The organism is Streptomyces shaanxiensis (assembly GCF_039537145.1).
In the GTDB taxonomy this organism is placed as follows: domain Bacteria; phylum Actinomycetota; class Actinomycetes; order Streptomycetales; family Streptomycetaceae; genus Streptomyces; species Streptomyces shaanxiensis.
Genome location: NZ_BAAAZY010000013.1, coordinates 64819 through 86383, shown reverse-complemented (window position 1 = coordinate 86383; position 21565 = coordinate 64819). Strand labels below are relative to the sequence as shown.

The window sequence follows — 21565 nt, the reverse complement described above, 5'->3', positions numbered from 1 at the left end:
CCGCCCCCCAAACCGGCCTGCGGGCGGCCATCCGCCCGGCACACGCTTGTCTCTGAGGAGTTACGCGATGACCCGATCCCAGGTCGAGGACGTCTGGCCGCTGTCGCCGCTGCAGGAGGGCCTGCTGTTCCACGCGGCCTTCGACAGCGACGGGCCGGACGTCTACCAAGGGCAGCGGCTCCTGGACCTGGACGGCCCCGTCGACGCCGACCGGCTGCGGGCGTCGTGGGAGGCGCTGGTGGCCCGGCACCCGGTGCTGCGGGCGGGCTTCAGGCGCCGCAAGTCGGGCGAGGCCGTGCAGGTCATCGCGCGCGAGGCGGACCTGCCGTGGCGGATGGAGGACCTCTCGGGGCTGGACGAGGAGACGGCGGTGGCCCGGTTGGCGGAACTGGCCGCCGAGGACCGGGCGAAGCGCTTCAACCTGGTCACCCCGCCCCTGCTCCGCCTGCTCCTGGTGCGGCTGGCCGACAACCGGCACCGGCTGATCGTCACCAGTCACCACATCATCATGGACGGCTGGTCCATGCCGGTCCTGCTGCACGAGCTGACCGAGGTGTACGCGGCCGGCGGCGACGCCGCGAAACTCCCCGAGCCCAGCTCCTACCGCGACTACCTCGCCTGGCTGGCCCGCCAGGACAAGGACGCGGCCCGCGAGGCGTGGCGGGCCGAACTCCTCGGCGCCGACGAATCCACGCTCGTCGTGGCCGCCGACCCCGGTCGCGGGCCCGTTCTGCCCGAGAGCCTCATCGCCGACATCCCCGAGCGGCTGACCGGCGAGTTGGTCGGCCTCGCCCGGCAGCACGGTCTCACCGTCAACACCCTGATCCAGGGCGCCTGGGCCATGGTCCTGGCCCGGCTGGCCGGCCGTACGGACGTCGTCTTCGGCGCCACGGTCGCCGGGCGCCCCGCCGGTCTCGACGGCGTCGAGTCGATGATCGGCATGTTCATCAACACCCTGCCCGTACGCGTGGAACTCGACGCCGAGCGGCCCTCGGTGGAGGTGCTGAAGGAACTCCAGACCCGCCAGTCCGCGCTGATCGCCCATCAGCACCTCGGCCTCGCCGAGATCCAGCGGCTCGGCGGCGCGGGCGCGGTCTTCGACACCCTCGTCGTCTTCGAGAACTACCCCCGCCCGCCCGAGGAGCCCGCTGCCCCCGACGCCTTCACCCTGCGCTTCGCCGCCGGCCAGGAGACGGCCCACTACCCGCTGACCCTCGTCGCCGTCCCCAAGGACCGGATGCTGTTCAAGCTCGACTACCGGCCCGACCTCTTCGACCGCGAGGCAGCCCAGGCGATTTTCGGCCGGCTGGTCCGGGTGCTGGAGCAACTGGCGGCCGACCCGCGGCAGCCGGTGGGGCGCGTCGACGCGATACGGACGACCGAGCGGACGCGCGTCGTCGACCACTGGAACGCCACCGCGGCCGAGCCGCCAGGCGAGTCCGTCCTGGAACTGTTCGCCCGGCAGACCGAGCGGGCGCCGCAAGCCGTGGCCGTCCGCGACGGTGAGCGGGAGCTGACGTACGCCCAGCTGGACGCCTCCTCCGACCGGCTGGCCCGCCATCTGGCCGACCGGGGAGTGCGCGCCGGTGACCGGGTCGCCGTGGTGCTGGAGCGCTCGGCGGAGCTGCTGATCACGCTGCTTGCGGTCGGCAAGTCCGGGGCCGCGTACGTCCCCGTGGACACCGCGTACCCGGCGGAGCGGATCACGTTCCTGCTGACGGACTGCGACCCGGCGGCGGTGGTGTGCGACGGGCGGACGCGCGCCCTCGTGCCCGACGACGTCCCGGTCCGCCTGGTGTCGCTCGACGAGTCCTCGGTCCTCGCCGCCGAGGGCGACGCTCCGTCGGTCCCGGTCGCCGGGGACGACATCGCGTACGTGATGTACACGTCCGGCTCGACCGGGACGCCCAAGGGCGTCGCCGTCCCGCACCGGAGCGTCGCGGCGCTGGTGGGGGAGTCGGGCTGGGGTGTGGGGCCTTGTGACGCGGTGCTGTTCCATGCCCCGCATGCCTTCGACATCTCGTTGTTCGAGGTGTGGGTGCCGCTGGCGAGTGGGGCTCGGGTCGTCGTCGCCGAGCCGGGTGTGGCGGTGGACGCGGCGGCCGTACGGGAGCACATCGCCGCCGGGGTGACCCATGTGCACATCACCGCAGGGCTGTTCCGCGTGCTGGCCGAGGAGGCGCCGGAGTGCTTCGCGGGAGCGCGGGAGGTGCTCACCGGCGGAGACCTGGTGCCCGTACGGGCCGTGGAGCGGATGCGCGCGGCCTGCCCCGAGGTGCGGGTACGGCATCTGTACGGGCCCACCGAGGTGTCGCTGTGCGCGACCTGGCATGTGCTGGAGCCGGGCGAGGACACTCCCCGAGTGCTGCCGGTCGGACGGCCGCTGACGAACCGTCAGGTGTATGTCCTCGACGCCTTTCTGCATCCCGTCGCCCCCGGCGTGACGGGCGAGCTGTACATCGCCGGTGCCGGGCTCGCTCGTGGCTACGCGGGCCGGGCCGCGCCGACCGCCGAGCGGTTCGTGGCCTGTCCGTTCACGGACGGGGAGCGGATGTACCGCACCGGGGACCTGGTGCGCTGGACCGACGACGGCGAACTGGTCTTCGTGGGGCGAGCCGACGCCCAGGTGAAGGTTCGCGGCTTCCGGGTGGAACTCGGCGAGGTGGAGGCCGCGCTGACCGCGCGGCCCGGCGTCGGTCAGGCCGTCGTCACCGCCCGCGAGGACCGCCCCGGCGAGAAGCGGCTGATCGGGTACGTCGTCCCGGACGGCGAGGACCTGGACGCCGAGCTGCTGCGCGAGCACCTGGCGAAGGTGCTGCCCGAGTACATGGTCCCGGCCGCCCTGATTGTGCTCGACGCGCTGCCGCTGACCGTCAACGGCAAGGTCGACCGCAAGGCGCTGCCCGCACCCGACTTCGCGGGCCGGGCGACGGGCCGTGCGCCCCGCACCGACTCCGAGCGGACGCTGTGCGAGATCGTGGCGGCGGTGCTGGGCCTGGAACGCGTCGGCGTCGAGGACGACTTCTTCCACCTGGGCGGCGACTCGATCACCTCGATGCAGGTCGTCGCCCGCGCCCGCCGGGCCGACCTGGTGCTGACCCCACGTCAGGTCTTTGATCTGCGCACACCCGAGCGGCTCGCCCTCGCCGCCCGCCCGGCCGAGGCGAGTACCCCGGCCGTGACCGGCGACGCCGTCGGCACACTGCCGTGGACCCCCGTCATGCGTGCCCTCGGAACGGCCGCCGCCCGTCCCGGATTCGCGCAGTGGGCGGTCGTCGCGGCGCCGCCGGCGGTGGGCGAGCGGACTCTGGCCGCCGCCCTCGGCACCCTGCTGGACACCCACGACATGCTGCGCGCCCGAGCGGCGGAAGGCACCGAGGCCCTGGTGGTCGCGGAGCGCGGCTCCGTGGACCCCGCCCGACTCGTGGCGCGCGTCGAGCCCCGCACCGGCGAGGACCTCGACCGGGCCGCGGAGCGGGCGGCACGCGACGCCGCGGACAGGCTGGACCCGGCGGCCGGCGCGATGGTGCGGCTGGTCTGGGTGGACGCCGGGCCGGAGCGCACGGGAAGGCTGGTCCTCGTCGCGCACCACCTGGTGGTCGACGGAGTTTCGTGGCGGATCCTGCTGCCGGACCTGCGGGTCGCGTGCGAGGCGGCCGTGGCGGGGCGGCCCGCCGAACCCGCTCCGGTGGGGACCTCGTTCCGGCACTGGGCGCGGCTGCTGGCGTCCCAGGCGCGGCACGAGAGCCGGGTCGCGGAGCTGGACCGCTGGCGCGAACTGCTCGGTGACGGTGACGCGTTGATCGGCGGGCGGGCCCTGGACCCCGCGCGCGACACCGCCGCCACCCTCCGGCACCGCTCCTGGACCCTGACCGGCACTCCGGCCCACGACCTCGTCGCCCGTGTCGCCGCCGCCTTCCACTGCGGTGTCCACGAGGTACTGCTGGCCACGCTGGCGGGCGCGGTCGCCGGCGCGCGCTCCGGCGCCACCGACACCGTCCTCCTGGTCGATGTCGAGGGCCACGGCCGCGAGCCGCTCGCCGACGTCGATCTCTCCCGCACCGTCGGCTGGTTCGCGGACACCCACCCCGTACGGCTGGACACCGCAGGCATCGACCTCACGGACGCACTGGCCGGCGGACCGGCGGCAGGAGCCCTACTGAAGGCGGCCAAGGAGCAGATACGAGCCGTGCCCGGCGACGGGCTCGGCTACGGACTGCTGCGCCACCTGAACGCCGACACCGCACCGGTACTGGCCCAACTCCCCACCCCCCAGGTGGGCTTCAACTACCTCGGCCGCTTCCTCGCCTCCGCACCTGAGCCGGAAGCCTGGCAGCCGGCCGGACCGTCCGCCCTCGGCGGCACCGTCGCCCCCGACACACCGCTGCTGCACATGATCGAGGCCGCAGCCGTGGTCCGCGACACCCCGGACGGCCCGGCGCTGACCATCACCCTGAACTGGGCCGGGAACATCATGGACGCCGCCGACGCGGAGGAGCTCGGCAGCACCTGGCTCGCCCTCCTCACCGGCCTCGCCGCGCACCTCGCGGACCCGGCGGCCGGCGGCCACACCCCGTCCGACTTCCCCCTCCTCACCCTCACCCGCTCCGACGTGGAAGAACTGGAGTCCACGCTCCCCGGTCTGACCGACGTCTGGCCGCTCTCCCCGCTCCAGGAAGGACTCCTCTTCCACACGGCCTACGGCGACCGGGGCCCCGACGTCTACGAGACCCAGCGCGTGCTCGACCTCACCGGCCCGCTGGACGCCGACCGGCTGCACCGGTCCTGGAACGCCCTGGTCGCCCGGCACGACATGCTTCGGGTGAGCTTCCACGAACTGGCCGACGGCCGCAGCGTCCAGGCCGTCACCGGCGCGGCCGAGCCCCTCTGGCGCGAGGTCGACCTCTCCGGGCGACCGGAGACGGAGGCGCTCGCCGAGGCCGAGGCGCTGGCGGAAGCGGAGCGCACCGAACGCTTCGACCTGACGCGTGCCCCGCTGCTGCGGCTGCTCCTCGTCCGGCTCGGCGAGCGCCGCCACCGCCTCGTCATGACCTCCCACCACATCCTGCTGGACGGCTGGTCCACGCCGATCGTCCTCGACGAGGCGTCCCGTATCTACGCCGCCGGCGGCGACGCCTCCGGGCTCGGCCCGGCGCCCTCCTTCCGCGATCATCTGGCCTGGCTGTCCCGGCAGGACAAGGAGGCTGCCCGCGAGGCGTGGCGCACCGAACTGGCGGACGCCGACGAGCCCACCCTGATCGCGCCCACCACCGCGGGCCGGCAACCGGCGGCCACGGAAGGCGACTCGCTGCTGCTCTCCGAAGAGCTGACCCGCGCCCTGACCACCATGGTCCGCGCCCACGGCCTCACCCTCAACACCCTCGCGCAAGGCGCCTGGGCGATGGTGCTGAGCCGGCTCGCCCGACGTACCGACGTCGTCTTCGGCATATCGGTCGCGGGCCGCCCGCCGGAGCTGGCAGGGGCGGAGTCGATGGTGGGGATGTTCCTCAACACGGTGCCCGCACGGGTGCGGCTCGAGGGCGACGAGAGTGTGCTGGCGATGCTGACCCGCCTCCAGGCCCGCCAGTCGGCGCTGCTCGCCCACCAGCACGTCGGTCTCGCGGAGATCCAGTCGCTGTGCGGCGCGGGCGCCGTGTTCGACACCATGCTGATGTTCGAGAACTATCCCGGTGACCCGTCCGGACTCACCGCCCAGGACGACGAGATCACCGTCGCCCGCGTCAACACCCGTGCCAGCACCAGCTATCCGCTGGCGGTCGGGGTCATGCCCGGCGACCGGATACGGGTGCACGTCACCTACCGGCCCGATCTCTTCGACCGCGACGAGGCTCTCCACGTGGCCCGGCAGGTCGAACGAGTCCTTGAACAGGTCGTCGCGGATCCGTCCGCGCCGGTCGGACGGGTCGACGTCGTGGGCGCCCTGGAGCGCGGGCTGGTGGTGGAGGGCTGGAACGCCACCGCCGGGGAGGTTCCGCCGGGTTCCTCGGTGCTGGAGATGTTCCGGGCGAGGGTGGCGCAGGCGCCGGACGCGGTGGCCGTCGTCGACGGCGAACGGCGGGTGTCGTACGGGGAGTTGGACGAGGCTTCGGATCGGGTGGCGGCGCATCTGCGGGAGCGTGGGGTCGGCCGGGGTGATCGGGTGGCCGTGCGTCTTGAGCGGTCGATCGAGCTGATCGGGGCGCTGCTGGGGGTCTGGAAGACGGGAGCCGCCTACGTTCCGGTGGACAGCGCCTATCCGGCGGAGCGCGTCGCGTTCGTGCTGGAGGACTCGGCCCCGTCCGTGACGATCGACGCTGTCGTCGAGGGCGAGGGCGAGGCTCCCGCCGTTGCGGTCGCCGGGGACGATCTCGCGTATGTGATGTACACGTCCGGCTCGACCGGCACGCCGAAAGGTGTCGCCGTGCCGCACGGGAGCGTCACGGCGCTGGTGGGGGAGTCGGGCTGGGGTGTGGGCCCCGGTGACGCGGTCCTGTTCCATGCCCCGCATGCCTTCGACATCTCGTTGTTCGAGGTGTGGGTGCCGTTGGCGAGTGGGGCTCGGGTGGTGGTCGCCGAGCCGGGTGTGGCGGTGGACGCGGCGGCCGTACGGGAGCACATCGCCGCCGGGGTGACCCATGTGCACATCACCGCAGGGCTGTTCCGGGTGCTGGCCGAGGAGGCGCCCGACTGTTTCATCGGCGCACGGGAAGTCCTCACCGGTGGTGATGTCGTACCCCTGGACGCGGTGGAGCGGGTGCGCGCGGCCTGCCCCGGCGTCCGCGTCCGGCATCTGTACGGTCCCACCGAGGCCTCCCTGTGCGCGACCTGGCACCTTCTGGAGCCGGGCCAGTACACCGGCCGAGTGCTGCCGGTCGGGCATCCGCTGACAAACCGTCAGGCGTATGTTCTCGACGCCTTCCTCCAGCCGGTGCCGCCAGGCGTGGCGGGCGAGTTGTATGTCGCCGGCGCCGGGCTGGCGCGCGGCTATCTGGGGCGGGCCGCTCTGTCGGCGGAGCGGTTCGTGGCCTCGCCGTTCGCCGTCGGGGAGCGGATGTACCGCACCGGCGACCTGGCCCGTTGGACGGACGACGGTGACCTCGTCTTCGCGGGTCGTGCGGACGCGCAGGTGAAGATCCGGGGCTTCCGTGTCGAACTCGGCGAGGTCGAGGCCGCGTTGGCCGCGCTGCCCGGTGTCGCCCAGGCGATCGTGGTCGCCCGCGAGGACCGGCCCGGCGAGAAACGGCTCGTCGGATACCTCGTCCCCGACGGGGGTCACGCCGATCCGGACCAGCTGCGTACGCGGCTCGCGCGGACCCTGCCCGACTACATGGTTCCGGCCGCGCTTGTCGTGCTCGACGCCTTGCCGCTGACCGTCAATGGCAAGGTGGACCACAAGGCGCTGCCCGCGCCGGAGTTCACCGCCCCCGGGGGCCGCGAGCCGCGCACTGCGGCGGAGAAGCTGATGTGCGAACTCTTCGCCGACGTCCTCTCTTTGGAGCAGGTCGGTGTGGAGGACAGCTTCTTCGAGCTGGGCGGCGACTCCATCATGTCGATGCAGCTCGCAGCCCGCGGCAACCGCAAGGGCATCGTCTTCAGCGCCCAGGACGTCTTCGAGAACGAGACCCCGGCCGCCATCGCCGCCGTGGCCCGGCTCGCGGACGACACGAGCGGGCCGGAGACCGCCGAGGCCGACTCCGGTGGTGAGGTGCCGTGGACGCCGGTGATGCGGGCCCTGCGCGACCGTGCCCCGCGTGCCGTGGAGACCGGGGGCCTCGCCCAGTGGGCGGTGGTCGCGGCCCCGCCCGGCCTCGGTGAGCAGCTGGCCGCCGGTCTGCGTGCCGTGCTCGACACGCACGACATGCTGCGCGCCCGCGTCGAACCCGGTGCGGAGCCAAGGCTGTTCGTGGCGGGGCGCGGCACCGTGGACGCCGCCACGCTGGTCACCCGCACCGACGCGAGCACCGGCACCGCCGAGGGCCTCGACGTGCTCGCCGACCGTGTCGCCCGGGACGCCGTGGCCCGGCTCGACCCCACCTCCGGCGTCATGACGCAGGCCGTGTGGATCGACGCCGGCCGGGAGACCGGACGCCTGGTGCTGGCCGTGCACCACCTGGCCGTCGACGCCGTGTCCTGGCCGGTGCTGCTCGCCGATCTGCGCGCGGCGTGCGAGGCCGCGGCCGCCGGACGAGAGCCGGAGCCGGTGCCCGCCGGGATCTCCTTCCGGCGCTGGGCCGAGAAGCTGGCCGCCGAGGCCCGCAAGGACACCCGGACCGCCGAACTGCCCGCCTGGACCGCCCTGCTGGGCGAGGGCGACGCCCCGATCGGCGGCAGGCCGCTCGACCCCGCCCGCGACACCGCCGCCACCGTGCGCCGCGCCACCTGGACCCTGCCGCCCGCGCAGGCCGGGGACCTGGTCAACCGCGCCCCCAACGCCTTCCACTGCGGCGTCCACGAGGTGCTGCTCGCCACCCTCGCCGGAGGCGTCGCGCACTGGCGGGAGCGGGCCGCCGAGGAGGCCGCGACCGCCGTTCTCGTCGACATCGAGGGCCACGGCCGAGAGGCGCTCGAAGGTGTCGATCTGTCCCGCACGGTCGGGTGGTTCACCAGTGTCAAGCCGGTACGCCTGGACGCCGCCGGGGTCGACCTCGCCGACGCGCAGGCCGGCGGTCCTGCGGCGGGGGAACTGCTGAAGGCCGTGAAGGAGCAGGCGCGTTCCCTGCCGGGCGACGGGCTGGGCTTCGAACTGCTACGGCACCTCAACCCGGACACCGCGCCCGCACTCGCCGCGCTGCCCGTCCCGCAGATCGGGTTCAACTACCTCGGGAGGTCCGTCGCCCCCGCCGCCGCGTCGGTCGTCGAGCACTGGCAGGCCACGGCCGGCATCGGCGGATCCGTCGACCCCGCCACACCGGTGAAGCACGTGATCGAGGCGGGCGCCGCAGTCCGGGACACGGCGCACGGCCCGGAGCTGACGCTGAGCCTGAGCTGGGCCGGCGACGTGCTCGACGCCACGGACGCCGAGGCGCTCGGGCGGGCCTGGCTGGCGATGCTGACCGGTCTCGCCGCCCACGTCACCGACCCGGCCGCCGGCGGCCACACCCCGTCCGACTTCCCGCTGCTCGACCTCACCCAGCAGGAGGTCGCCGAGATTGACGCGGCGGTGCCGTCGCTCGCCGACGTATGGCCGCTCTCGCCGCTCCAGGAAGGGCTCCTCTTCCATGCCGCGTACGACGAGCAGGGCCCCGACGTCTACGAGGGCCAGCGCTGGCTGGAGCTGACCGGGCCGCTGGACGTGGCACGGCTGCGGGCCGCCTGGCAGGCCGTGGTGGCCCGGCACGCCACGCTGCGGGCCGGGTTCCGTCAGCTGGAGTCCGGGCGGTTCGTGCAGACCGTCGCCCGCGAGGTCGAGATCCCGTGGCGCGCCGAGGACGTCTCCGGCCTGCCCGAGGCGGAGGCGCTGGCGGCGTTCGAGCGGCTGGCCGCCGAGGACCAGGAGCACCGCTTCGACATCGCCGGCGCACCCCTGTTGCGGGTGCTGCTGGTGCGGATCACCGAGCGGCGGCACCGGCTGGCGTTCACCAGCCATCACATCGCCTCCGACGGCTGGTCGCTGCCCGTGATGGTCAGCGAGGTCGCCCGGCTCTACGAGGCGGGCGGCAACCCCCGTGCCCTGCCGCCCGCCACCTCCTACCGCGCCTACCTGGAGTGGCTGGCGCGGCAGGACAAGGCGGCCGCCCGCGCCGCCTGGCGGGCGGAACTGGCCCCGCTGGACGAGCCGACCCTGGTGGTCCCGGCGGACCGGGTCACCGCGCCCGCCGAGCCGCAGCGGGTGACGTACGAGCTGGACGAGGAGCTCGGCCGCAAGCTGGTCGCCCTCGGCCGCGGGCGCAGTCTGACGCTCAACACCCTGCTCCAGGGCGTCTGGGCGATCCTGCTGGCCCGGCTCACCGGCCGCACCGACGTGGTGTTCGGCACCACGGTCGCCGGACGCCCCACGGAACTGCCGGGCGTCGAGTCGATGATCGGCCTGTTCATCAACACCCTGCCGGTGCGGGTAGGGCTCGACGGCGCGCAGCCGCTGCTGGAGATGCTCACCGACCTCCAGGAACGCCAGGTCGCGCTGATGTCCCACCAGCACCTGGGGCTCACCGAGATCCAACGGCTGGCCGGACCCGCCGCCACCTTCGACACCCTCGTCGTCTACGAGAACTACCCACGCCCGCCGCTGGGTTCCGACGACCCCGACGCGCTGTCCATCCGGCCCGCCGGGACACCGGAGGACGCCGGCCACTACCCGCTCACCCTCGTCGCGGTCCTGGAGAACGAGCGGGTGCGCGGAGACCTCGTCTACCGGCCGGACGCCTTCGAGCGCGCGGACGTGGAGGAACTGCTCGCCGATCTGGTGCGGGTGTTGGAGCAGCTGGTGGCCGACCCGTCCGTCCAGGTCGGGCGGCTGGAGGTGACCGGCGCCGCCCAGCGGGAGCTGGTGCTGGGGGAGTGGGCGACGGGCTCGGCCGACCACGGCCGCGACGACACCGCCACGCCGATCCGGCCGCGGGCCGCCCTTCCGGAGCTGTTCGCGGCCCAGGCCGCGCGCACGCCCGGCAACACGGCCCTGGTCGGGGCCGACCGTGAGCTGACCTACGCCGAGCTGGAACGCGAGTCAGGGCGGCTGGCCCGCCATCTGCGCGACCTCGGCGTGACCGCCGAGACCCGGGTGGCGCTACTGGTGCCACGCTCGGTGGAGATGGTCGTGGCGCTGCTCGCGGTCGCACGGGCAGGCGGCACCTTCGTGCCGATAGACCCCTCGCACCCCACCGACCGCATCACGTATCTGCTCGGCGACGCGGCACCCCAGCTGCTCCTGTGCACCGCCGGGACCCGGGCCGCCGTACCCGCCGGACATCCGGGCCGCGTCGTCGTCCTCGACGAGGTGACCCTGCCCGCGCGGCCGCTCGACGCGGTGCCGGTACCGCCGGAACAGGCCGCGTACGTCATCTACACCTCTGGCTCCACCGGCACCCCGAAGGGCGTCGTGGTCCCGCACGCCGGACTCGGCAACCTGGCCGCCGCGCAGATCGACCACTTCGCCGTCGGCCCGGACGCGCGCGTGCTGCAACTGGCCTCCCTCGGCTTCGACGCGGCGGTCTCCGAACTACTGATGGCGCTGCTGTCCGGCGCCGCCGCGATCGTCGCGCCCGCCGAGACCCTGCCCCCGCAGGTGTCGCTGGCCGAGGCGCTGCGCCACTGGGACGTCACCCACGTCACCGTGCCGCCGAGCGCGCTGGCCACCGCCGACGAACTCCCCGACGGACTGCGGACCCTGGTGGTCGCCGGCGAGGCGTGCCCGCCCGCCCTGGCCGACCGCTGGGCCGGCAGCCGCCGGATGATCAACGCGTACGGCCCGACCGAGACCACCGTCTGCGCGTCGATGAGCCCGCCACTGGCACCGGGCGCCGACGTCGTCCCGATCGGCAGGCCCATCGCCAACGGGCGCACCTACCTCCTCGACGCCTTTCTGAAGCCGGTCCCACCCGGCGTCACCGGCGAGCTGTACGTCGCCGGCGCCGGCCTGGCCCGCGGCTATCTGGGCCGGGCCGGGCTGACCTCCGCCCGGTTCGTGGCCGCCCCGTTCACCCCCGGCGGGCGGATGTACCGCACCGGCGACTTGGCCCGCTGGACCCCCGACGGACTGCTGGTCTTCGCCGGCCGTGCCGATGCCCAGGTCAAGGTGCGCGGCCACCGCATCGAGCCGGGCGAGGTCGAGGCCGTGCTCGCCGGACATCCCGGCGTGGCACAGGCCGCGGTCGTCGCCCGCGAGGACACACCCGGGGAACGGCGCCTGATCGGGTACGTCGTGCCCGACGACGCCGACCGCGGCCGTGACGAGCGGATCGCGCGCGACCAGGTCGGCGAGTGGCAGGTGCTGTACGACTCCGTGCACGCCGAGCCCACCGACGCAGCGTTCGGCCAGAACTTCGCCGGATGGAACAGCAGTTACGACGGCCGGCCCATCCCGCTCGCCGAGATGCGCGAGTGGCGGGAGCGCACCGTGGACCGGATCCGCGCGCTGCGGCCCCGCCGGGTACTGGAGATCGGCGTCGGCACCGGACTGCTGCTGTCCCAACTGGCCGGGGACTGCGAGGAGTACTGGGGCACCGACTTCTCCGCCCCCGTGATCGAAGAGCTGCGCCGCCAGGTCGAGCGGGATCCGGAGCTGGCCGCGACGGTGCGGCTTCGGGTGCAGGCCGCGGACGAGACCGACGGTCTGCCCGAGGACCACTTCGACACCGTGGTGCTCAACTCCGTGGTGCAGTACTTCCCCAACGCGGACTATCTGCGGGGCGTGCTGGAGTGGGCACTGCGGCTGGTGGTGCCCGGTGGCGCTGTGTTCGTCGGCGATGTCCGCAACCACCGGCTGCTGCGGCCGTTCGCGACCGCCGTGGAGTCCGCGCGCGCCGACGGCCAGGACGTCCCCGCCCTGCGCCGGGCCGTCGAGCAGAACCTCACCCTCGAGAAGGAACTGCTGGTCGACCCCGAGTTCTTCGCCGCGCTCGGCGCCGAACTGCCCGACGCGGCGGGCGCCGACATCCGCCTCAAGCGGGCCCGCCACCACAACGAGCTGAGCCGGCACCGCTACGACGTGGTGCTGCGCAGGACGGGCGCGGCCACCCTGACCGCCGCCGACGCGCCCCTGCTGCCCTGGACCGGGACGGGCGGCCTCGCCGGGCTGGCCCGCCACCTGGAGTCCGCACAGCCCGACCGGCTGCGGCTGACCGGCGTACCCAACTCCCGTGTGGCACACGAGGTCGCGCTGGCCCGCGCCCTCCACGAGGGCGTCCCGCCCGTGCCCGAGCAGACCGCGACCGGACCGGACGTCGAGGAGCTGTACGACCTCGGCGACCGGCTCGGCTACTGGGTGGGCGTCACTTGGTCGGCGACCGCCGCGGACGAGGTGGACGCCGTGTTCGTCCGCGCCGGGCTGACCGCGTCGACGACCGTGGTGGACGTCTACACACCCGCCCCGGTACCGCCTTCGGCCGTCACCAACGACCCCGCCGCCGCCCGCGGCACCGGCGCCCTGCTGGCCGAACTCCGCGAGCATCTCGAACGGCGGCTGCCCGCCTACATGGTCCCCACCGCCTTCGTTCCGATGGACCGGCTGCCACTCACCCCCAACGGCAAGCTGGACCGGCGCGCGCTGCCCGCCCCCGACTTCGCCGGCCGTGCGGGCGGACGCGACCCCCGCACCCCGGCCGAGACGCTGCTGTGCCGCCTCTTCGCGGAGGTGCTGGGCCTGGAACGAGTGGGCGCCGACGACAACTTCTTCGCGCTCGGCGGCGACTCGATCACCTCGATGCAGCTCGCCTCACGGGCCCGCCGCGAGGGGATCGCGCTCACCCCTCGGCAGGTCTTCGCCGAGAAGACACCCGAACGGCTCGCCCTGCTCGTCGAGGCGGCCGCGGCCGAGGAGGCGGCCACGGGCGAGATGCCGTGGACACCGGCCATGCGGGCGGTGCCGGCCGACGGGACCGGCCCCGCCCAGTGGGTGGCCCTCGCCACGCCCGAAGACCTCGACGAGGAGGCCCTGGTCCGTGCGCTGCGGGCCGTGCTCGACACCCATCCGATGCTGCGCTGCCGTATCGGCGAGGAGCTGGTCGTCGCCGAGCCCGGAGCGCCGGACGCGGCCCGGCTGATCGACCGGGTCGAGGCCGACGGGCGGCTCGACGACGCCGTCGCCCATGCCGCGTCCCGGCTCGACCCGGCCGAGGGCGTGCTCGTCCGGCTGGTGTGGGCGGACTCGGGCCGGGAGAGCCGACTGGTGGTCGTCGCCCACGAACTGGTCGTGGACGAGGAGTCGTGGCGGATCCTGGTCACCGACCTGCGGACGGCGTACGAGTCCGCGGCGGCCGGGCAGGAGCCCGTGCTGGAGCAGGAGGGCACCTCCTACCGGCACTGGGCGCGGCTGCTCGCCGCACAGGCCACGGCCGAGGAACGGATCGGGGAACTCGACGGCTGGGCGGCCCTGTTGGCGCCCGGCGAGCGGGTCGCCGCCGCCGGCGCCGAGGCCCGCGCCACCTGGTCACTGACACCCGAGGTCACGGCCGTACTCACCGAGCGCACCACACAGACCTTCCACTGCGCACCGTCCGAAGTGGTCCTCGCCGCCCTCGCGGGCGCCGTCGTGGAGAACGGAACCGCCTCCGGAGCACTGTTCGACCTGGAGCTCTCCGGCAGGCAGCCCTTCGACGGGGTGGACCCGGCCCGTACGGTCGGCCGCTTCGCCCACCACATTCCCGTACGCATCGATCTCGACGGACTCGACCTCGGCTCGGCACGGGCCGGTGGCGCGGCGGCCGGGGAACTGCTGAAGGCGGTCAAGGAGCAGGCGCGGGCGGTGCCGGGCGACGGCCTGGGGTACGGGCTGCTGCGTCACCTCAACCCCGACACCGTGCCCCGGCTCGCCGCGCTCGCCCCGCCCACGCTGGCGTTCGGCTACCACGGCCATGCCCCGGACACCTCAGCGCCGTGGCGGCCCCTCGGCCGGACTGTCGCCACCCGACCCCCGGCCCACGCGGTGCGCGCCACCGCCGAGCTGCGGGACACACCGAACGGCCCCGAACTGACCCTCGAACTGCGCGGCCGGGCCGACGCTCTCGGCCACGGGGCGCTCGACCGCCTCGGCCAGGCCTGGCACGAGCTGCTCGGCGGCCTCGCGGCCCACACGGACGACCCCGCTGCCGGCGGCCACACCCCCTCCGACTTCTCCCTCCTGGACCTCGCGCAGAGCCAGATCGAGGAGCTGGAAGCGGGACTCGCCGACGACAAGTGACAGACGACCGCAAGCCTTTGTGAGGAGTAACGCGATGCCCCGATCCCTTGTCGAAGACGTGTGGCCGCTGTCCCCGCTCCAGGAGGGTCTGCTGTTCCACGCCGCCCTGGACGACCGCGGCGGCCCCGACGTCTACACCGTGCAGGCCGTGCTCGCGCTCGACGGACCGGTGGACGGCGCCCGGCTGCGCGCCGCCTGGGAGGCGCTGGTGGCCCGGCACGCGGCCCTGCGCGCCTGCTTCCGCCATGTCAGCGGCGCCCAGATGGTGCAGGTCATCGCCCGCGAGGTGACCCTGCCGTGGCGCGAGGAGGACGTCAGCGACCTGCCGGAGGCCGAGGCGACCGCCGTCGCCGACCGGGTGGCCGGCGAGGAACTGGGCCGGCGCTTCGACCTGGCGGCGGCCCCGCTGCTGCGGATCGCCCTGGTGAAACTCGCCGAGGACCGGCACTGGATGGTCCTCACCAGCCACCACGTGCTGATGGACGGCTGGTCGATGCCGGTCGTGATGAGCGAGCTGTCCGCCCTGTACGCGGCCGGCGGCGACGCCTCCGGGCTGCCGCCCACCGCCTCCTACCGCGACTACCTCGCCTGGCTGAACCGGCAGGACAAGCATCGGGCACGGGACGTGTGGCGGGCCGAGCTGGCCGGTCTCGACGACCCGACGCTGGTCGCACCCGCCGACCTCACCCGGCTGCCCGACTCCGGCTTCGTGCTCACCGACCTCTCCGAGGAGCTGACGGCGGGCCTGGTGAGCCTGGCCCGCGGTCACGGGCTGACGCTCAACACGGTCGTGCAGGGCGCCTGGGCGGTCGTGCTGGCCCAGCTCGCCGGGCGTACCGACGTGGTGTTCGGCGCGACCGTGTCCGGCCGCCCGGCCGAACTGCCCGGCGTGGAGTCCATGGTGGGCCTGCTGATCAACACCCTGCCGGTGCGGGTGCCCCTGGACGGGCGGCAGCCCGCCGTCGAGATGCTCACCGCCCTCCAGGAGCGCCAGGCCGGCCTGATCGCCCATCAGCACCTCGGACTGCCCGAGGTGCAGCGCCTCGGCGGCCCCGGAGCCCTCTTCGACACCCTCGTCGTCTACGAGAACTTCCCGCACGCGCCCGGCAAGCCCGGTTCCCAGGGCCTCACCATGCGCCCGGCGAAACTCTCCCGCGACACCGCCCACTACCCGTTCACGCTGGTCGTCGCCCCCGGTGACCGACTCCACATCAAACTCGACCACCAGCTGGAGCTGTTCGACCGCGCCACCACCGAGTCGGTGCTCGGCCGGCTGATCCGTGTGCTGGAACAGCTCGTCGCCGACCCGGCCGTGCCCGTCGGCCGGCTCGCCGCGGTCGGCGGGCCCGAGCGCGAGCGGGTGCTGCGCGAGTGGAACGCCACCGAGGCGACCGTGCCCAGCGGTTCGGTGCCCGAGCTGATCGCCCGGCAGGCCGCCCGCACCCCGGACGCCGTCGCCCTCGTCGACGGCAAGCGGACCCTGACCTACGCCGAGCTGGACGCCGGCGCGGCCCGGCTGGCGAGCTCACTGGCGCGGCGGGGCGTGGGACGCGGAGACCGGGTCGCCGTCCTCATGGAACGCTCGGCCGATCTGCCGACCGCGCTGCTCGCGATCTGGCGGACCGGCGCCGCGTACGTGCCCGTCGACGTGACCGACCCGGCCGAGCGGATCACGTTCCTGCTGAAGGACTCCGCGCCGGCCGCCGTGCTGTGCACCCGCTCGACGCGCGGCTCCGTGCCCGAGGACACCCCGGTGGCGCCGCTCGTCCTCGACGACCTCGCCGCCGACCCGGGCGAGCCGCCGGTCGTACCGCTGACCGCCGACGACATCGCGTACGTGATGTACACCTCCGGCTCGACCGGAACGCCCAAGGGCGTGGCCGTGCCGCACGGCGCCGTCGCCGCGCTCGCCGGGGACGCGGGCTGGGACGTGCGCCCCGACGACGCGGTCCTGCTGCACGCCCCGCACGCCTTCGACGCCACGCTGTTCGAGATCTGGGTGCCGCTGGTGTCCGGGGCCCGCGTGGTGGTCGCGGAGCCGGGCGTGGTCGACGCGCTGCGGATCCGCGAGGAGGTCGCCGCCGGGGTGACCGTCCTGCATCTGACCGCCGGCACCTTCAGGGTGCTCGCCGAGGAGGCACCGGAGTGCTTCAGCGGGCTGCGCGAGGTCCTGACCGGCGGCGACGTCGTCCCGCCGCAGGCCGTGGAGCGGGTACGGCAGGTCTGCCCGGGCCTGCGGATCCGGCATCTGTACGGGCCGACCGAGACCACGCTGTGCGCCACTTGGCACCTCGTCGAACCCGGCTCACCCGGCACCGGCACGCTGCCGATCGGACGGCCGCTGGCGGGCCGCCGGGTCTTCGTCCTGGACGCCTTCCTCCAGCCGGTGCCGGCCGGGGTCCCCGGCGAGCTGTACATCGCCGGTGAGGGCGTCGCTCACGGGTACGCCGGGCGGGCCGCCCTGACCGCCGAGCGGTTCGTGCCCGAACCGTACGCACAGGGCCGGCGGATGTACCGCACCGGGGACCTGGTGCGCTGGACCGACGACGGCGAACTGGTCTTCGTGGGGCGGGCCGACGTCCAGGTCAAGGTCCGCGGCTTCCGGGTGGAACTCGGCGAGGTGGAGTCCGCGCTGGCCGCGCAGCCCGGCGTCCGGCAGGCCGTGGTCGCCGCCCGTGACGACGGGCCCGGAGAGAAACGGCTGATCGGCTATGTGGTCGCCGACGGACAGGACCTCGACCCCGAACGGGTCCGCGAACAGGTCGCGCAGGTGCTGCCGGAGTACATGGTCCCGGCGATGGTGATGGCCATGGTCACCCTGCCGGTGACCGCCAACGGCAAGATCGACCGCAAGGCGCTGCCCGCCCCCGACTTCGTCTCGCGGTCCGCCGGACGCGCCCCGCAGAGCGAGACCGAGCAACTGATGTGCACGCTGTTCGCCGAGGTCCTCGCCCTCGACGAGGTCGGCGCCGAGGACAACTTCTTCGAACTCGGCGGCGACTCCGGCCTGGGGATGCGCCTCGCGCGCCGGATCCGCGAGGAACTCGACGTCGACCTGCCCATCCGGCAACTGTTCTCCGCGCCCACCCCCGCGGGCGTGGCGCGGGCGCTCGCCGCCAAGGTCCGGCCCGTGCTCCGGCAGATCGAGAACCGCCCGGACCCGTTGCCCGTCACCGCCGGCCAGCTGCGCACCTGGCTGCTGGACCGACTCGCCGGCGACGACCACGCCTCGCCCGCGCATCACGCGCTGGCCCTGCGCATCCACGGCGCCCTCGACCGGGACGCTCTGACGGCGGCGCTGGGCGATGTCGCCGACCGGCACGAGATCCTGCGCACCACCTTCCCCGGCACCGGCCGCTCGGTACGCCAGCAGGTCCTGGAACCGGCGGCCGGACGGCCCGCGCTGCGGCTCACCGAGGCCCGCGAGGAAGAACTGCCCGCGCTGCTGGAACGGGCGACGGCCCACACCTTCGACCTCACCCGCGACGTGCCCTGGACCCACACCCTGTTCGCCCTCTCCGACACCGACCACGTACTGCACTTGCTGGTGCACCGCATGGCCGCCGACGCGCAGTCGACCGGTGTGCTGATGCGCGACCTGGCCGCGGCCTACGGCGCGCGGCGCCGGGGCCGTGCCCCCGAACGGGCCCCGCTGCCACTGCAGTTCGCCGACTACGCGCTGTGGGAGCGGGAGCTGCTCAGCGGCGAGCAGGACCGTGAGACCCTCGCCTGGGACGAGATCCAGTACTGGCGTGGTGCTCTCGAAGGCGCCCCGCAGGCGCTGGACCTGCCCGCGGACCGTGCCCGCCCGGCGCTGCCCACCCGCCGCGCCGGATCCGTGCCGGTCGAACTCGCCGCCGAGGCACACGCCCGGCTCGCCCGTGCGGCAGAACCCTCCGGCGCCTCCGCGTTCACCGTGGTCCAGGCGGCCCTCGCCCTGCTGCTCGGCAGGCTCGGCGCCGCCGACGACGTCACCGTCGGCACCGTGCTGCCGCGCAGCGACGACGAGGTCGAGCTGGAAGGGCTGATCGGCGCCTTCGCACGCCCCCTCGCACTGCGCACGGACCTCTCCGGCGACCCCACGTTCAGCGAACTGCTCGGCCGGACGCATGAGACAGCCCGTGAGGCCCGCCGGCGCCAGGACGTACCCTTCGCCCGGCTGCTGGAGGCCCTCGACCTGCCACCCACCCCCGACCGCCACCCCGTCTTCCAGGTCGCCCTCGACGTCCGCGACGAGGGAGAGGACCCGTGGGATGCCTGGCAACTGCCGGGCCTGAACATCAGCCGAGTCGACCTCGGTACGGACGCCATGGAGTTCGACCTGTCCCTGCACCTCGACGAGACCGAGGACTTCGACGGCGCCCCCGGTGGCCTCACGGGCGAACTGCGCTACGCCACCGACCTGTTCGACCGGGACACGGCCGTCACGTTCGCCGCGCGGCTGGTCCGGGTCCTGGAGCAGGTCGCCGACGACCCGGAACTGCGGGTCGCGGACGTCGACCTGCTGCTGGACGACACCGAGCGGCGGACAGCCCTCGCCTTCGGCAACGACACCGCCGCCGAACCGCCCGAGACCACGATCGTCGAGGCGCTGGCCGCGCAGGCGGAGGCCGGCCCCGACGCGATCGCCGTGGCGGACGCCGCCGGGTCTCTCACGTACGCCCAACTCGACGCGGCGGCAAAGACACTGGCACGGCGCCTCACGGCGCGGGGCGTCCGCCCCGAGGACGTCGTCGCCGTCGACCAGACCGTGGGCGCCGGACTGGTCGGCGCGGTGGCCGGGGTCCTGAAATCCGGCGCCGCGTTCCGTCTGGTGCCCGGCTCCGACACCGACCTCGGGGAGCTCCGGCCAGCCGCCGTGGTCACCACTGCGGCGGGCGCCGGGTCTTGGGCGTCCGTCGAAGGCATCCCGGTGCTGGTCACTGACACCGGCGGACCTGTCACCGGCGGCTTTGGGGTGGACGGACCTGTGACCGGTGGGCCGGTCCTCGGCGGACCTGCCACGGGTGAACCCGAGGTCGGAGGCTCTGAGGTGGGCGGACCTGCCAGGGGCGAACGCGAGGCTGGCGGACCCGTGACGGGTGGACCCGTCACCGGCAGCCCCGGGATGGGCGATTCCGTCACCGGCGGCCCCGCCACGGTCGAGCTGGTGACCGGTGAACCCGCCACCGTCGCTCCCAGCGCCAAGGACACCGCACCGCAACCCCCGCTCCCCGGCCACCCCGCCCTGCTCCTCCCGGCCCGGGACGGCGCGCACGCAGTCGTCGAGCACCGCACCCTCGCTGCCCGCGCCGCGCACCGCGCGCAGACCTCGCCCGTCGCCGGGGTGACCCTGCTGGACCCACGCGTCCCGGTCGAGTCACTGATCACCCCGCTGCTCGCCACGCTGACCGCGGGCGGCACCGTGCGCTTCGGCACCCCCGCAGCCGACGGGCCGGGCGCCGACCTCGTGGTCACCACCGGCGCCCTGCTCGCCGAACGGACCGCGGTGGCACCGTCGTACGCGGAGATTCTCGTCGCCGACGAGGAGGCGCACGGGACGCCCGCCGTCACCACCCGGGTCACCGGTCACGCCACCCCCGAGACCGGCGGCACCTGGATGGACACGCGGCTCGGCGCCGGCACGCACCCGCCCGTCTCCGGGCTCCCGGCCGGACGGCCGCTCCCGCACACGCTCGCCTACGTCCTGGACGACCGGCTGCGCCCGGTCCCCACCGGCGTCGAGGGGGACCTGTACGTGGCGGGCGGCACCCTGGCGCGCGGCTACGCGGGCCGGCCCGCCCTGACGGCGGAGCTGTTCGTCGCCGACCCGTACCGCACCGGCGGCCGGATGCTGCGGACCGGTAAGCGGGCCCGACGCGACGGCGAGGGCGTGCTGTCGCTGCGCGACCGGCGGGTCACGCCGACAACCAGGCCGGCGGGCCGCGCCGGCAGCGAACTGGACGTGCTGCTGCCGCTGCGTCCCGAGGGCAGCCGGAAGCCGCTGTTCTGCCTGCACCCGAGCATGGGCCTGAGCTGGTCGTACGCGGCGCTGCTGCCGTATCTGCCGGCCGACCTCCCGGTGTACGGCGTGCAGGCGCGCGGGCTCGCCGGGCCCGAGGAACTCCCGCACAGCATCGAGGAGATGGCCGCCGACTACGCCGACGAGATCCGCACGCTGCAGCCAGAGGGCCCCTACCACCTGCTCGGCTGGTCCTTCGGTGGCATGATCGCCCAGGCGATCGCCTGCCGGTTGGAGGAACTGGGGGAGGAGGTCGCGCTGTTGGCGCTGCTCGACGCCTACCCCAGCAGCGCCGGGAAGTCGATCTCGCGGGACCGCGGGGTCTCCCGCGAGGAGCAGGCGTCGACACTGATGGAGCAGGAGATCGAGGTATCGGCCGGCGTCGACGCGCGCGGCAACCTGGGCGACCGGGTGCTGTCGCGGATGCAGGAAGTGCTGGGCAACATGGCCCGGTTCGCGCCCGGCCACACCCCGCGCCGCTTCGGCGGTGACGTGCTGCTGTTCATCGCCGCCCACGACCGCCCCGAGGAACTGCCCGCCACCGAGGCGAGGGCCAGTTGGGCGCCGTACACCGGCGGCGCCGTCGAGGCACACGAGATCCCGATCGACCACTACCGGATGCTCCACCCCGGAAATCTCCCACCGGTCGGCCGCGTCCTCACCCAGAAACTGACCGCTTCCCGGCCGAACGAAGAATCCGCCAACCGCTCCCGAACAGAAAGCGAATGACA

General features: G+C 74.2%; 2 protein-coding genes. Both read left to right on the top strand.

Translation table 11 applies throughout. The annotated features are described in order from the left end of the window. The first annotated feature begins 67 nt into the window (after nucleotides 1-67). On the top strand, nucleotides 68-14833 hold the full coding sequence (locus tag ABD932_RS27970) for a non-ribosomal peptide synthetase (protein WP_345016550.1): 14766 nt from the start codon (nucleotides 68-70) through the stop codon (nucleotides 14831-14833). A 34-nt stretch (nucleotides 14834-14867) separates the two neighbouring features. After that, nucleotides 14868-21563, top strand: coding sequence for an amino acid adenylation domain-containing protein (locus ABD932_RS27965; protein ID WP_345016548.1), 6696 nt, complete (start codon nucleotides 14868-14870; stop codon nucleotides 21561-21563). Nucleotides 21564-21565: the final 2 nt, after the last annotated feature.

What these genes read in the sequence shown, in the direction of transcription:
- ABD932_RS27970 (WP_345016550.1), top strand. Translation starts at nt 68, where the DNA reads ATGACCCGATCCCAGGTCGAGGACGTCTGGCCGCTGTCGCCGCTGCAG.
- ABD932_RS27965 (WP_345016548.1), top strand. Translation starts at nt 14,868, where the DNA reads ATGCCCCGATCCCTTGTCGAAGACGTGTGGCCGCTGTCCCCGCTCCAG.